This is a genomic window from Candidatus Deferrimicrobiaceae bacterium (assembly GCA_036504035.1).
In the GTDB taxonomy this organism is placed as follows: domain Bacteria; phylum Desulfobacterota; class Deferrimicrobia; order Deferrimicrobiales; family Deferrimicrobiaceae; genus JANXPS01.
In genome coordinates this window covers 76,431-91,064 of sequence record DASXVV010000008.1, presented here as the reverse complement: position 1 = coordinate 91,064, position 14,634 = coordinate 76,431, and the positions used below count along the sequence as shown (strand labels likewise).

Here is a 14,634-nt window from a genome sequence, read left to right as displayed (position 1 = left end):
TTTACAGATATTCGGCGTTGATTTCGTCCAGCGCCGCTTTCGACGGGCGCAAGGTTTCTTCGGTCAGACGGACCAACGGCGCATCGACCAGCTTTGACTGCTCGACCAGCGTTTGCCGCGCTTCGTTCACATAGAGCAATCCCGTGGTGAACAGATGTTCCGCTCGCTCTTCTTCCAGCAACCGGATGGCCGCCATCCGGTCGGTCGGATCGTGCTCCCGGCCGATCTTCTTCAGGCGGATGACGGATCCATCGTGCATCGCCACTTCGCGAGTCTCGCCGGGTTCGTAATCGGCCCGGATCTCGTCATGTTCCATCGGAAGGAAGTCGATCTCGTGCAGCGGCAGCTCGTGTTCCCTTCCCCACACATAACTTTTGGTCGACGCTTCACCGTTGTTGAACGTGACGCAGGGACTCAGGACGTTCAGCACCGCCGTGCCCCGATGCGAAAACGCCGCCTTGAGCAGCGCCTGCAACTGTTTGGGATCGCCGGCGAACGACCGGGCGACGAATCCGCATCCGGCGATGATCGCCTCGAGGCAGAGATCGAGCGGCGGCGTTTCGTTCAGCCCGCCGTGTTTCAGCTTCTGGCCCAGGTCGGCGGTCGCGGAGAGCTGCCCCTTGGTCAAGCCGTAGACGCCGTTGTTCTCGATGATGTAGACCATGTCGACATTGCGGCGCATCAGGTGCTTGAATTGCCCCAGGCCGATCGAGCCGGTGTCCCCGTCGCCGCTGACGCCGATGGCCGTCAGATCCCGGTTGACGGTGGTCGCACCGGTGGCGATGGAGGGCATGCGCCCGTGCAGGCCGTTGAAACCGTGCGAGCGCCCGAGGAAGTAGGTCGGGCTCTTGCTGGAGCAACCGATGCCGCTGAACTTGGCGATGCGCGTCGGATCGAGCGAGAGTTCGTACGCGGTGCCGACGATCACGTTGGCGATCGCGTAATGGCCGCAGCCGTTGCAGAGGGTCGACGGCGCACCGTTGTAATCGGCCTTGCTCAGGCCGACGCCGTTGACGGCGGGAGATTGAGGCGTTGCGGGAGTCGTCATGATTTCACCTTCGCTTCCTGCGCCAGCACCGATTCGCTGATCCATTGCGCGGTCAGGGGGAGGCCGTCGCATTTGGCGATGGAGACGATGCGCTCCGCTTCGGCAGGCGCATGCAGCTGCACCAGCGAATGCATCTGCCCGTCCCGGTTGTTTTCGACCACGTACACGCGCGGATGCGTCTTCACGAATTTCACCAGCCCGTTCTCCAGCGGCAGCGCCCGCAGCCGGAGGTAGGACGTGGGGATGCCGGCCGCCTTCAGGAGATCGCGCGCTTCCCGGATGGCGGGGTCGTTGGTGCCGTACGAGACGAGCCCGACTTGCGCGCCGTCGACCGGATCGACCAGCGGCCCCGGCACGATCGTGCGCGCGTGATCGTGCTTCTTCGCCAGGCGGATCAGGTTGGTCGACCAGTCTTCGGGACGCTCGCTGTAGGCCGCGGCCTCGTTGTGACCGGTGCCGCGCGTGAAATACGCCGCCGCCGGATGGTTGGTGCCGGGCAGCGTCCGGTAGCCGATCCCGTCGCCGTCGACATCGGCGTAACGCTTCCATTCCCCCTTCATCCGCGTGAGATCCTCGGCCGACAGCACCTTGCCGCGATCGAGCGGCTTGTCGGGATATTCGAACGGTTTCGCCGGCCAAAGGTTCAGGCCGAGATCGAGGTCGCTCAGCACGATCACGAGCGTCTGCAGCCGCTCGGCCAGGTCCAGCGCGGCGCCGCCGAATTCGAAGCATTCGGCGATCGAGGCGGGAATCAGGCAGATGTGCTTGCCGTCGCCGTGGCCGAGCGTGTACGCGGCCAGAACATCGTCCTGCGCCACGCGCGTCGGCAAACCGGTGCACGGCCCCATGCGCTGGACGTCCCAGATGACGGCAGGGATCTCCGCGAAGTAGGCGTACCCCGCGAATTCGGTCATCAGCGACAACCCCGGCCCTGAAGTCGCCGTCATCGACCGGGCGCCGGCCCACCCCGCTCCGACAACCATGCCGAGCACCGCCAGCTCGTCTTCCGCTTGCACGATCGCGTACGTGGCGTTGCCGTCGGCGTCGCGGCGAAACCGTGGGAGATACTCGCTCAGGCTGTCGACGATGGAGGTGGACGGCGTGATCGGGTACCAGGCCACGAACTGCACGCCGCCGAAGACCGCGCCTAGCGCCGCAGCGCTGTTGCCGTCGATCAGGAAGGTCCCCTCGGTCTTGCGCATCCGTTCGACGCGGAACGGATCGGTCTTGGCCAGATTCGCCGCGGCCCAATCGTATGCGGCCTTGGCCGTTCCATAGTTCAGGGCGATCGCCTTCTGCTTCCCGCTGAAGCTGTGCGACAACGCCGCTTCGATCTCTTTCAGGTCGATGTGCAGCAGGTAGGCCAACGCGCCGACGTACACCATGTTGGCGACGTACGGCTTGAGCTTGGCGTCCGCCCCGGACTGCTTGACCAACGCATCCACCGGCATCGGATAAAAGGTCACGTCGTCGCGCCGGATCGGGAGCGGGTCGTCGACCGGATGGAGACAGATGCCGCCCGGCGCCAGCTTCCGGATGTCATCCGGCATCGACGCCTTGTTCATCGCCACCAGGATCTCGGCCTGCTCGCGCCGGGCCATGTATCCCTCCTGGCTCACGCGAATCGTGAACCACGTGGGGAGCCCCTGGATGTTGGAGGGGAAGAGGCTCTTCCCGCTGACCGGGACGCCCATCTTGTGGATGGCGCGGATCAGCGTGTTGTTGGCGGTCTGGCTGCCGGAACCGTTGACCGTGGCCACGGTGATCGAGAAGTCGTTGACGGTCATGCCATCCCCCCTCGCACTGCCCGGGCGGGCTCTACCTGGATGCCTGTTTCGGCGCTTCGCTCAGCAACTCGAGGTCGATCGTGACTTCGATCTCGTCGCCGACCATGACGCCGCCGGTCTCGAGCGCCTTGTTCCAGGTCAGGCCGAAGTCCTTCCGGTTGAACTTCGTCGAAGCGGAACCGCCGACATGGGAGTTGCCCCAGGGATCCTTCGCGATCTTGGACGGTCCGTCGATCTTGAGGACCACGGGCTTCGTGATGCCGTGGATCGTGAGGTCGCCCGCCATATCGAGCTTGCCGCCCCTGGCTTTCTTCACGCCCGTCGACTTGAAGGTGATCGTCGGGTACTTCGCCACGTCGAAGAAATCGGGGCTCTTGAGATGCTCGTCGCGCTTGGCGATGCGGGTGTTGAGCGAAGCCGCGTCGATCGTGATGTCGGCGGTCGACTTGAGCACGTTCTTCGGGTCGTACTCGACCTTGCCGCTGAACTTTTCGAAGTCGCCCTTCACGGACGAGACCATCAGGTGCTTGACCTTGAACTGGATGGCCGTATGGTTGGGGTCGAGATCCCAACCGGCGAATGCGGAACCGGTGAAAGCCAGGAACGCGAACAGTGCGGCGGGAAGCACGAACTTTTTCATGTGTTGCTCCTCTCGGTCAATGGTTGATTGATGCAACTATATGGACATTAAATATTCATCTCAGGTTTGCGTACGCCTTGCGCAGCACCCCCTTGCAGATGCGAAGATCGTCTTCGGGGATTCCGCGCTTGGCAACTTCGAGGATGCCCTGCACGATCTCGGTCGCCCGATCCATGACCCGTTTCCCGTCGTCGGTCAGGGAAACGATCTTTTCCCGGGCGTCCTTGGGACCGGGCACGCGAACGACCAACCCCTGTGCCTCGATGCCCGCGATGATCCGGGTGAACGTGGCCTTGTCCTTGTCGAGCTTCGCAGCCAGCGCGCACTGCGGCAGCCCGTTCTCTTGCCAGACGTTCACCAGCACGCTCCACTGCTCCGACGTGACGGGAATCCCGTTGAGGGGCAATTCCAGGTTGATGCGCTTCAGGGCAGCCCGCGAAAACTGGGTAGCGAGATTGCCCAGGGAATCCTGCAACGTATACTTCGATGAAGGTTTTCTCATATGGTTTCACTGTGGAACCATATTCCATTCAGGTCAAGCAACGGTCAAGCCACCGATCAGGCGAGGTCGAAACGATCGAGGTCCATGACTTTTTCCCACGCCTCCAAAAAGTCGCGCATGAATTTTTCCTGGGAATCCTTGCATCCGTAGACTTCCGCCAAGGCCCGGAGTTGGGCGTTCGAACCGAAGATGAGGTCGACACGGGTGCCGGTCCACTTGAGTTCGCCCGTTGCGCGATCGCGGCCCTCGAACACGTCATCGGCTTCCGAAGCCGCCTTCCACGTGGTGCCCATGTCGAGCAGATTCACGAAGAAGTCGTTGGTGAGCGTTTCCGGCCGCTTGGTGAAGACGCCGTGCCGGGACTGTCCGCAGTTGGCGTTCAATACGCGCAAGCCGCCCAAGAGAACCGTCATCTCGGGGGCGGTCAGCGTCAGCAATTGCGCTCGATCGATCAGCAGCTTTTCCGGCAATACGGTGTATTCGGTTTTGAGGTAATTCCGGAACCCGTCCGCAGCCGGCTCGAGTACGGCGAACGACGCCACGTCGGTTTGCTCCTGCGTCGCATCCGTGCGTCCCGGCGTGAAGGGAACGGTCACAATTTGGCCGGCATTCTTCGCAGCCAGCTCGACGCCGGCGCATCCGCCCAGGACGATCAGGTCGGCGAGCGAAACCTTCTTCCCGCCTGACTGAGCGCCGTTGAACTCCTTCCGGATTCTTTCAAGAGCCTGCAGCACGGTCTCCAGCCGGGCAGGCTCGTTGACTTCCCAATCCTTCTGCGGCGCGAGACGGATGCGCGCGCCGTTCGCCCCGCCACGCTTGTCGGAGCCGCGAAACGTGGACGCCGACGCCCAAGCCGCCGAGACCAGTTGGGAGACGGTCAATCCCGACGCGAGGATTTTGCCCTTGAGGGCGGCGATGTCCTGCTCGTCGATCAATTCATGGGTGACCGCGGGGACGGGGTCCTGCCACAGAAGATCTTCCGAAGGCACTTCCGTGCCGAGATAGCGCGAGCGCGGTCCCATGTCGCGGTGGGTCAGCTTGAACCACGCCCTGGCGAAAGCGTCCGCGAATTCCTCGGGGTTCTCCCGGTAGCGTCGCGCGATCGGCCCGTAGATCGGGTCGAAGCGAAGGGAGAGGTCCGCCGTGGTCATCATCGGCCGGTGTTTTTTCGACGGGTCGTGCGCGTCGACCACCATGTCCTCTTCGGCCACATCCCTGGCCAGCCACTGATGCGCGCCGGCCGGGCTCTTGACCAGCTCCCACTCGTATTTGAACAGCACTTTCAGATAGCCCATGTCCCATTTGATCGGGTCCGGTTTCCAGGCGCCCTCGATGCCGCTGCCGATCGTATCGCCGCCCTTGCCGCTGCCGAAGCTGCTCTTCCAGCCGAGTCCCTGCTCCTCGATGCCTGCGCCTTCCGGTTCGGGACCGACGAGGGCGGGATCGCCGGCGCCATGGCACTTGCCGAAGGTATGTCCGCCGGCGATGAGCGAGACCGTCTCATCGTCGTTCATGGCCATACGTGCGAAGGTCTCCCGGACGTCGCGGCCGGAGGCGACCGGATCGGGATTGCCGTTCGGACCCTGCGGGTTCACGTAGATCAGGCCCATCTGCACGGCGGCGAGCGGATTCTCGAGATTACGGTCGCCGGTGTAGCGCTTGTCTCCAAGCCACGTGTCCTCGGCCCCCCAGTAAATGTCTTCTTCGGGCTCCCATACGTCCTCGCGCCCGCCGCCGAAGCCGAACGTCTTGAAGCCCATCGACTCCAGGGCGCAGTTGCCGGCGAGGATCATCAGGTCGGCCCAGGAGATTTTCCGGCCGTATTTCTGTTTGATCGGCCAAAGCAGGCGGCGCGCCTTGTCGAGGTTGACGTTGTCCGGCCAGCTGTTGAGCGGCGCGAATCGCTGCGCACCCGAGGAGGCGCCGCCGCGGCCGTCGCCGGTGCGGTAGGTGCCTGCGCTGTGCCACGCCATCCGGATGAAGAGCCCCCCGTAGTGACCGTAGTCGGCCGGCCACCAGTCCTGCGAGTCGGTCATCAGCGCATGGAGGTCCTTCTTCAGTGCCTCCAGGTCGAGTGTCCTGAATTCCTCGGCGTAGCTGAACGCCTCGCCCATCGGGTTGCCCATGGGAGAATGCTGATGAAGGATCTTCAGGTTCAACTGGTTCGGCCACCAGTCCCGGTTATCTCTACTCATCGCTGCCCTCCTTGCGTATCGGCCCCTGGCGGATCGACCGTCCCGCGATCAGTAATTCAATACGAGCGCCGCGGCCAGAACAGTGTCGGTCTGTTTCAACGTGGCCGGGAACGGTTCGTGGTCGTATTTCACGAGATAGCTCGTCTTCATCGACAGGATGTCGGTCAACGATGCGGTAAGCGCCGTCTCCGAGATCACCCTGTAGTGCTTCGAATTGGAAAAATCGTGCAGGTATTCGGCGGTCTGCGAAAACCGGCTTTTGGGGGAAAGCGCGTATTCGTACTTCCCGAAGGCGCGCCCCGTGAGAAACGTCTTGCTCGTGTTGTCGGTGTAATCTTCCTTCGTCTCGTTCAGGCCCGCCTCGCACAGCAGGAAATGGGCGGGGCCGATGAGCAGCTTGTAGCCCGCCCCGAGGCCGCCGTAGTAGCGCTGATCAAGCCCGGCGAACCGGTTCTTGTTCCAGCCCGCGAGGGCGTAGCTGTAGATCCTTTCGGTGAAGGCGTAATCGAGCCGCAGCTCGGTCGAATAGTTTTCCGTAGTCGTCGCGCCCTTGTCCTTCGAGAACATGGCCCCGACGAACCAGGAACCGGTCAGCGGATCCGAAAACTTGTATTTCAGCAGGTTCTTCGCCGCCAGCGTCTGCGTTTTCGTGTTTCCGGACGTCTGGACGTAGCTGAGCTCGGCCTGGTCGCTCAGCGCCTTTGCGGGTTTATCGTCGGCCGCGGAAGCGGTGCCGGCACATGCAAGCAGGGAGAGGCAGACGAAGATGATCCATTTGTTGAGCATGCCGTATCTCCTTTGGGTCTTTGGATGATCAGCCGGCCGGGACGACTTCCGAGGTGCAATGGCCGCACCGCTTGGCCTGGAGCGGGATATCGGTCAGGCACCAGGGGCAGGGACGGGTCGTCGGCGCCGCGGGCGCGGGGGCCGGCGCCTTCATCTTGTTGACCTGGCGGATCAGGAGGAACAGGACGAAGGCGAGGATCACGAAGTCGATCACGGTGTTGACGAACAGGCCGTAGTTGATGGTTGCAGCCCCCGCCTTCTTCGCGTCGGCAAGCGAGGCGAATCCCTTTCCGGACAGGTCGATGAACAGGTTCGAGAAATCGACCTTGCCGAGAATCAGCCCCAGCGGCGGCATCAGGATGTCGCCGACGACGGACGTGATGATCTTCCCGAAAGCACCGCCGATCATGATGCCGATAGCCATGTCGACCACGTTGCCTTTCATGGCGAACTCCTTGAACTCCTTCAGCATGCGACACCTCCCCGTCCGGATTTTTTATTCAACCGCGATACATAAGACATGACATATCCTGGCCCCGTCTGCAATATGATGTAAATTTCATCAGCCGAAAGGAGACGGGAATGAAAAAGTATGGCGCGGAGTTCTTCGGCACGTTCTGGCTGGTTCTCGGCGGGTGCGGGAGCGCCGTCCTGGCCGCCGCTTTTCCGGGCGTGGGCATCGGCCTGCTCGGCGTTGCCCTGGCCTTCGGCCTGACCGTCCTGACGATGGCCTACGCAATCGGGCATATTTCCGGCTGTCACCTGAATCCGGCGGTTTCCGTCGGGCTGTGGGCGGGCGGTCGCTTTCCCACCGCGGAGCTCGTCCCGTACATCGTCGCGCAGGTCCTGGGCGCGGTTGCCGGGGGAGCGGTCCTCTACGTCATCGCCTCGGGAAAGGTCGGCTTCGATGTTGCCGGGGGCTTTGCTTCCAACGGCTACGGCGCCCATTCGCCCGGCGGGTATTCCCTGCTGTCCGCCCTGGTCTGCGAAGTCGTCATGACCATGATGTTCCTGCTCGTCATCCTCGGCGCAACCGACAAGCGGGCACCGCAAGGCTTCGCCCCGCTGGCCATCGGCCTGGGGCTCACCCTGATCCACCTGATCAGCATCCCGGTCACCAATACATCGGTCAATCCGGCCCGCAGCACGGGTGTCGCGCTGTTCGCCGGAGACTGGGCGATCGCACAGCTCTGGCTCTTCTGGGTCGCACCGATCGCGGGCGCCCTTCTCGGCGCCGTGATCTACCGCATGATCGGCGCCACGGAGGAATGAACCGCCCTCAATGACCATAAGCCAATGATGTACATCTGATTATCCGGCTGCTGCATGGGTTCCGGGATCGAACTCCCGTCCGAAAATTATTCAAGCAACCCGGCGCGGGGTTCGATCACGACGGCGCCAGGACAATGGTCTTCCCTGCGCTCACGCGTCGGGCAATCGCCTGACCGATCGAACCTGTCCCGATGACAACAATCACGTCGCTCATTGGAATTTCCTTTTTGGACTAGACCAGCGAATCCTTGTCGTATCCGATCCGGACGATCTCGATCTTCGCCGGATCCGCCGTTCCCAGATGGTGCCGCGTATCCGCCAGCGCGATGTGCTTGGCCGGAGGCGCAAATGGCCAAGCGAAGCATTCCATCCCCCTTTACGCCCTTTTCCCCAGATCGTACGCCTGCTTCATCGCCGGACTCCCCACGATCTCGCCGACCTTCCACGCCCCGGTCCCGTAGACGACCCCTTTTTCGCGGGCCTTTTCCAGGCAGTCGACGAACCCCCGAAAACCCTCGAGCGTCCGATCCAGCAGCGCTTTCTGCCCGACTGCCGCAGTCATGATGAAATACATTTCCTTGTTCCGGATCTCGGTATATCTCGCGACCGTCCGGTCGATCAACGTCTTCATCTGCCCGTTCATGCTGAAGAACCAGACCGGTGTGGCCATCACGATCACGTCGGCGCCGATCATTTTCTCCAGAATCTCCGCCATGTCGTCCTCGTGGACGCACTTGCCGCCGTTGCCCTGGCAGGCATCGCATGCGGTGCAGTAATTGATCGTCTTGTCCCTCAAGAAGATCTTTTCCGCCTCGTGTCCCACTTCCCTTGCCCCGAGCGTGAACTGGTCGCACAAGAGGTCGGAGTTACCGCCCTTTCTCGGGCTTGCGGACAAAACCAGCACCTTCTTTGCCATCATGTCATCCCCTTCTATCTGTCAGTTTGTGCACCGCACGTTCAATCGGAGACTTTTTCCATCCACTCGGCGGCCTTGCCGTCCAGATGTTCCTGGATGGCAAGATGCGTCATCGCGGAGTCGTTCGAAGCGCCATGCCAATGCTTCGTTCCGAAAGGGATCGAGACGACATCCCCCGGCCGGATCTCCTCGACCGGACCGCCCCAACGCTGGATCCGCCCCACCCCTTCCGTCACGATCAGCGTCTGCCCGAACGGATGGGTGTGCCATGCGGTCCGGGCCCCGGGCTCGAACGTCACGCGACCGACCGATGTGCGCGCCGGGCCCGTCGGATTGACGAGCATCGTCACGCGCACCGAGCCGGTGAAATATTCATCCGGCCCCTGGGTGGACGGCTGCACCCCGCTCCGCGTGATGCGGATCGCCTGCGGATCCTCCGTGCCCTCGCCGGGAACGGGCGCATTCCCGGCCTCGTTGATGCACCCGATCGCGTTCAATGCCCTCGGATATCCGACATACGGCAGCAGCTGGGTGACGACGTCCAGCAGCAGCTCTTTGCCGTTCCCGACGTTGATGTTGCCCTGGATATGCCCTTTCAGCTGTGATTCGCATCCGCCCAGCGACAGGATCATGGAGAACGTCAGCAGCTCGCGCGTCCCGATCTCCAGTCCCGTCCGCGTCAGGTAGTCGCCGAAGCAGTTCGCCGACAGATATTCCTGGATGTGAAGCTGATCGGGCGGCGAGTCCCGATACATCCGGTCGATCAGGTCGCCGAAGATCGCCTTCTGGAGTTCCAGCCCCTTCGCGCGCCGCGTTTCCGGCGTCGTCGTGGACTGGCCTTCCAGCGGCAGCTTGATCCCCCTGCCTGCCAGGATTTCGTTCGTGGCGTGGATGAAATCGTAGACCTTCGCGATGCCCACGTAAGGGACTGCCTGGTAGACGATTTCCTTCACTTCGACCGGGGTGACCCCGATGTTCAGTGCACCGCCCAGCATCACCTTGTATTCGCCCAAGGCCTGGCTCGCGATCATCGACCCGAGGATGACGATCAACCTTGTCATGGCATCCAGCGTTCCGTGACGAAGGACTTCATCGAACGCGAAGTTGTCGAAGAGCTCGATCAACTCCGGGTCCGTCACCTTCAAGGTCGACTTGTGGTTCGGGAAAAGCGCGTCGTGATTCCTGTTGGCCGCTTCGCTGATTGCCATGTCGTCACCCTTGCCCGACCTAAAGGCCGGTCCTCTTTTCCAGCGCTTCCGGATACCGTGCGCCCTCGATCTCGATCTTCGCGGCGGCGTCCTCGATCTCGCGCAGATCCCCGGGCGTCAGGTCGAGATCGACCGCCCCGATGTTCTCGTCCAGTCGATGCAGCTTCGTCGTGCCCGGGATGGGGACGATCCACGGCTTTTTCGCCAGGAGCCACGCGAGGGCGATCTGCGCGGGGGTCGCATGCTTCCTGCCCGCGATGGCGGCGAGCAGGTCGACCAGCGCCTGGTTCGCCTTGCGCGCCTCCGGCGTGAAGCGGGGGACGATGTTGCGGAAATCGTTCTTGTCGAACGTCGTGTTCTCGTCGATCTTTCCCGTGAGGTATCCCTTGCCCAGCGGGCTGAAGGGGACGAAGCCGATGCCAAGCTCCTCGAGCGCCGGAATCAGCTCCTCCTCCGGACGCCGCCACCAGAGCGAGTATTCGCTCTGCACCGCCGTGACGGGCTGGACGGCATGCGCGCGACGGATCGTCTTGACCCCGGCCTCGGAGAGGCCGAAATGCCGGACCTTGCCTTCCCGGATCAGTTCTTTCACGGCTCCGGCGACTTCCTCGATCGGTACCTCCGGGTCGACGCGGTGTTGGTAGTAAAGATCGATGACGTCGGTCCTGAGCCGCTTGAGCGAGCCCTCGACGCTCTCACGGATGCGTGCGGGAGAACTGTTCTGCCCCTGCTGCCCATGGGCGTCGAGCCCGATCCCGAACTTGGTGGCGATCGCCACCTGCCCGCGGAACGGAGCGAGCGCCTCGCCCACCAGCTCTTCGTTCACGTGCGGGCCATAGACTTCCGCGGTATCGAAGAAGGTGATTCCGCGCTCGACGGCTTTCCCGATGAGCGCGATCATCTCCTTTTTGTCCGCAGGGGGGCCGTAGGCCATGCTCATCCCCATGCAGCCAAGCCCGAGGGCGGAGACTTCCAGACCGGTTTTTCCCAATATTCGTTTATTCATGATGGTCTCCTTTTTTGTGTCCGCTACTCGGACTTGAGCGACGCCATGTCGATGGAGAAGCGGTATTTCACGTCGGACTTGACCAGCCGTTCGTACGCTTCGTTGACCTTCTGCATTGGGATGACCTCGACGTCGGCGGTGATTCCGTGCTTGCCGCAGAAGTCGAGCATCTCCTGCGTTTCGGCGATGCCGCCGATGATCGAGCCGGAGACGCTTCGGCGCCCGAACAGCAGGCTGAAGGCCGAGACGGGGAACGGTTTTTCCGGGGCGCCCACGAGCGTGAGGTTGCCGTCGCGGCCGAGCAGGTTGATGTACGCATTGACGTCGTGATCCGCGGAGATGGTGTCGAGGATAAAGTCGAAGCTGGCTGCGTGCTTCGCCATCTCTTCGGCATTGCGGGAGACGACGACCTCGTCGGCGCCCAGGCGGAGCGCGTCCTCCTTCTTGTTCGGCGAGGTGGTGAAGACGACGACGTGAGCACCGAACGCGCGGGCGAACTTGACGCCCATATGCCCCAGTCCGCCGAGGCCGACCACGCCCACTTTCTTGCCTGTGAGATTTCCCCAGCGGCGCATGGGCGAGTACGTCGTGATCCCGGCGCACAGCAGCGGCGCGACGCCGGCCAGGTCGAGGTTGGCGGGGACGCTCAGGACGAAGTGCTCGTCGACCACGATGCTTTCCGAGTAGCCGCCGTAGGTGACGCCCCCGAGGTGCTTGTCCGGCGAGTTGAAGGTGAGCGTCTGATTCGGGCAAAGCTGCTCGAGCCCGTCCTTGCAGTTCGGGCAACTGTGGTCCGAATCGACCAGGCAGCCGACGCCGACCAGGTCGCCGGCCTTGAACTTCGTGACGGCGGAACCGACGCCGGCGACGCGCCCGACGATCTCGTGGCCGGGGACGCAGGGGTAGACCGTGGGCATGATGCCGCTCCACTCGTTGCGGACCGTGTGCAGGTCGGAGTGGCAGATGCCGCAGTACAGGATCTCGATCCGCACGTCGCGTTCGGTCGCATCGCGTCGCGGGATCGTGGTGGCGGCCAGCGGCGATGTCGCACTGGCGGCGGAATAGGCTTTGGCGTTGAACATGGGATGTCCTCCTGCGGTTTGGTGTTTTTCGATGATTCCAAGGTACCCGCGAAAAGGCGGACAGCGGTAGACCAATCCTGCGCAATTATTGCCTGATCGTACGATCCGCCGGATAGCCGTTGTATCGCGAAGGAGGGTCGGGTAGCATTGATACAGGAGGATTTCATGAAATACGAGGCCTTGGAGCGACAGAATGAGGGTGACGGCACGGGATTCGCCATTGAATCCCTCGCGAGAAGCATTGCCCGATGGACCGACAAGGGCGAGTTGCACACATCCGCCGTCGCGGGGCTATCCCTGTTCCGCCGGGAGGAGCCGTCCGAACCGATCAGCGGCGTGTACGAACCGAGCGTTTGCCTGGTCGCCCAGGGCGCCAAGCGCGTGTTGCTCGGGGACGACGCGTTTGTCTACGACGCGCAGCATTACCTGATCACGTCCGTCCACCTGCCCACGATCGTCCAGATCATCGAGGCAAGCCGGGAGAAGCCCTACCTGGGACTCCGGCTGATGCTCGATCCGCGCGAGATTTCCCAGCTGATGGTCGACAGCAATCTCCCGCCGCCGCGGGCGCAGCAGTCAAGCCGGGGCATGGCGACCGGCGAGGTTACGCTGCCGCTGCTCACCGCCTTCCAGCGGCTGATCGACCTGCTGGGCGAACCGGCGGACATCCCGATCCTGGCGCCGATCATCCAGCGGGAGATCGTCTACCGCCTGCTCGTGGGCGACCAGGGGGCGCGGTTGCGGCAGATCGCGTCGGCGGGAAGCCAGAGCCACCAGATCGCGCGGGCGATCGACTGGATGAAGGCGAACTTCGCGCGGCCGTTGCGGATCGACGAGCTCGCCGGGCAGGCGCGCATGAGCGCTTCAACGTTCCACCACCATTTCCGGTCGATGACCGCCCTGAGCCCCCTGCAATACCAGAAACAGCTCCGCCTGCGGGAAGCCCGGCGCCTGATGCTGTCGGAGCAGATGGACGCCGCGACCGCCGCGTTCCAGGTCGGCTACGAGAGCCCCTCTCAGTTCAGCCGCGAGTACAACCGCACATTCGGGGCGCCGCCATTGCGCGACGTCGCGAAGCTTCGGCAATCGACGGCTGAAGCGAGGGCGTAGGCCGCCGGCTCCGCTCGTATCATTCTTCGGAGGGTTTGTCGCCTGCGGCAGATTCGATCTGCTTCACGATCCGGTCGAAATCGCTTTCAAACAGCCGGTCCTGGACGATGCGATACTTTTCGAATTCGCTCTCGGCATGGGCCTTGGCCAGTTCCGCCGTGACCTTGCCGGCATTTTGCAGGATGTCGCGCTCGGTGAACTCCAGGAAGGCATCCAGCCGCTTGGCCCAGTCCTCCATGGTCATGGGAATCTTCCGCAGGGCGCGCTCCTCGGCCAGGTCGAGATAGGCGTTGACGATGCGTCCCAGGGCTCCCAGTTCCTCCTTGGTCAGGTAGTTCTTGGCCACCGCCACATCGGTTTTCACGATCTTGCCGTCGGGGGCCTTTTCCCATGTGGTCAGTCCCATATTGACCTTGGTGCTGTCGGCCCGCCGCAGGATCAACTCGGCAGCGGTGTGACCGTGAATGGCAAAGTGCAGCTTGTTCTGGACCTTGGCAAAAAAGGACTTGGTGGTCGGCGCCTCGGAATTGTAATCGACGCTGGTGGCGTAGATGTCGGTGATCTTCTGGTAAAAGCGCCGTTCGCTGAGGCGGATCTCGCGGATCTCTTCGAGCAGCCGCTCGAAATAATCCTCGCCCAGAAACGCGCCGTTCTCCATGCGCTTCCTGTCCAGCACATAACCCTTGATGGCGAACTCCCGCAGCACCTGGGTTGCCCACTGGCGAAACTGGGTTGCACGCACCGAGCTGACCCGGTAACCGACGGAGATGATGGTGTCGAGGTTGTAGAACTCAACATTTCTGGCCACCTGCCGGCCACCTTCGGCTTGAACTGTCCGGAATTTCCGGAGAGTTGCCTCCCGCGTCAGTTCCCCGGATTCATAGATGTTTTTCAGGTGCTCGCTGACCGTACGCACATCCACTGCGAACAGTTCGGCCATCAGCTTCTGCGTTAGCCAAACGGTTTCGGCCTCATAGCGCGCCTCGATACTTTGTTCCCCGGCCTGGCCGGTGAAGATGAGAAACTCCGCCGTGGAGTTGCGAATCAGCTTTTTGTCGTGGTCGGTCATGACATTCCCACCC

14 protein-coding genes and 1 pseudogene are annotated in these 14,634 nt (G+C 62.7%); 2 read left to right on the top strand and 13 right to left on the bottom strand.

Annotated features, from left to right (window positions below; translation table 11 throughout):
- Position 1: 1 nt before the first annotated feature.
- The 7 genes and pseudogenes from VGK27_05100 to mscL all read right to left on the bottom strand — a co-directional run bounded on the left by VGK27_05100 (position 2) and on the right by mscL (position 7,430).
- Positions 2-1,048, bottom strand: a complete 1,047-nt coding sequence (locus VGK27_05100; GenBank protein ID HEY3489484.1) for a 2-oxoacid:ferredoxin oxidoreductase subunit beta — start codon at positions 1,046-1,048, stop codon at positions 2-4.
- Positions 1,045-2,835 (bottom strand): 2-oxoacid:acceptor oxidoreductase subunit alpha, encoded by a 1,791-nt coding sequence (locus VGK27_05095; protein ID HEY3489483.1) that lies wholly within the window; start codon positions 2,833-2,835, stop codon positions 1,045-1,047. The genes VGK27_05100 and VGK27_05095 overlap by 4 nt, the downstream gene beginning before the upstream one ends.
- Positions 2,836-2,866: 31 nt before the next feature.
- Entirely contained in the window at positions 2,867-3,475 is a 609-nt protein-coding gene (locus VGK27_05090; protein HEY3489482.1) for a YceI family protein, read from the bottom strand.
- A 55-nt stretch (positions 3,476-3,530) separates the two neighbouring features.
- On the bottom strand, positions 3,531-3,950 hold the full coding sequence (locus VGK27_05085) for a MarR family transcriptional regulator (protein HEY3489481.1): 420 nt from the start codon (positions 3,948-3,950) through the stop codon (positions 3,531-3,533).
- A gap of 83 nt (positions 3,951-4,033) precedes the next feature.
- A pseudogene (katG, locus tag VGK27_05080) lies at positions 4,034-6,178 on the bottom strand (catalase/peroxidase HPI).
- A gap of 42 nt (positions 6,179-6,220) precedes the next feature.
- Positions 6,221-6,958 (bottom strand): DUF481 domain-containing protein, encoded by a 738-nt coding sequence (locus VGK27_05075; GenBank protein ID HEY3489480.1) that lies wholly within the window; start codon positions 6,956-6,958, stop codon positions 6,221-6,223.
- A 28-nt stretch (positions 6,959-6,986) separates the two neighbouring features.
- Entirely contained in the window at positions 6,987-7,430 is a 444-nt protein-coding gene (gene mscL / locus VGK27_05070) for a large conductance mechanosensitive channel protein MscL (GenBank protein ID HEY3489479.1), read from the bottom strand.
- A gap of 110 nt (positions 7,431-7,540) precedes the next feature.
- Here mscL and aqpZ point away from each other — a divergent pair, with 110 nt between their 5' ends.
- Positions 7,541-8,230: an aquaporin Z gene (gene aqpZ / locus VGK27_05065; protein HEY3489478.1), complete on the top strand. Its 690-nt coding sequence runs from the start codon at positions 7,541-7,543 to the stop codon at positions 8,228-8,230.
- Positions 8,231-8,462: 232 nt separating this feature from the next.
- Here aqpZ and VGK27_05060 read toward each other — a convergent pair whose 3' ends face one another.
- From VGK27_05060 to VGK27_05040, 5 genes are read right to left on the bottom strand one after another with little or no spacing between them, the layout of a single operon-like run.
- Complete coding sequence (locus tag VGK27_05060; protein HEY3489477.1) at positions 8,463-8,600, bottom strand: hypothetical protein; 138 nt, start codon at positions 8,598-8,600, stop codon at positions 8,463-8,465.
- Positions 8,601-8,606: 6 nt separating this feature from the next.
- Entirely contained in the window at positions 8,607-9,149 is a 543-nt protein-coding gene (locus tag VGK27_05055; protein HEY3489476.1) for a flavodoxin family protein, read from the bottom strand.
- Between the two features lie 38 nt (positions 9,150-9,187).
- The gene (locus VGK27_05050) at positions 9,188-10,354 is read right to left on the bottom strand and encodes a carboxymuconolactone decarboxylase family protein (GenBank protein ID HEY3489475.1); all 1,167 of its coding nucleotides are present in this window, start codon (positions 10,352-10,354) and stop codon (positions 9,188-9,190) included.
- Between the two features lie 19 nt (positions 10,355-10,373).
- Positions 10,374-11,360 (bottom strand): aldo/keto reductase, encoded by a 987-nt coding sequence (locus VGK27_05045; GenBank protein HEY3489474.1) that lies wholly within the window; start codon positions 11,358-11,360, stop codon positions 10,374-10,376.
- A 23-nt stretch (positions 11,361-11,383) separates the two neighbouring features.
- On the bottom strand, positions 11,384-12,442 hold the full coding sequence (locus tag VGK27_05040) for an NAD(P)-dependent alcohol dehydrogenase (GenBank protein ID HEY3489473.1): 1,059 nt from the start codon (positions 12,440-12,442) through the stop codon (positions 11,384-11,386).
- Positions 12,443-12,607: 165 nt separating this feature from the next.
- Between VGK27_05040 and VGK27_05035 the strand changes: the two genes are divergently transcribed.
- On the top strand, positions 12,608-13,552 hold the full coding sequence (locus VGK27_05035; protein HEY3489472.1) for an AraC family transcriptional regulator: 945 nt from the start codon (positions 12,608-12,610) through the stop codon (positions 13,550-13,552).
- 19 nt (positions 13,553-13,571) lie between these two features.
- On the opposite strand, the gene VGK27_05030 is transcribed toward VGK27_05035, so the two are convergent.
- Entirely contained in the window at positions 13,572-14,621 is a 1,050-nt protein-coding gene (locus tag VGK27_05030; GenBank protein ID HEY3489471.1) for a virulence RhuM family protein, read from the bottom strand.
- Between the last annotated feature and the right edge of the window lie 13 nt (positions 14,622-14,634).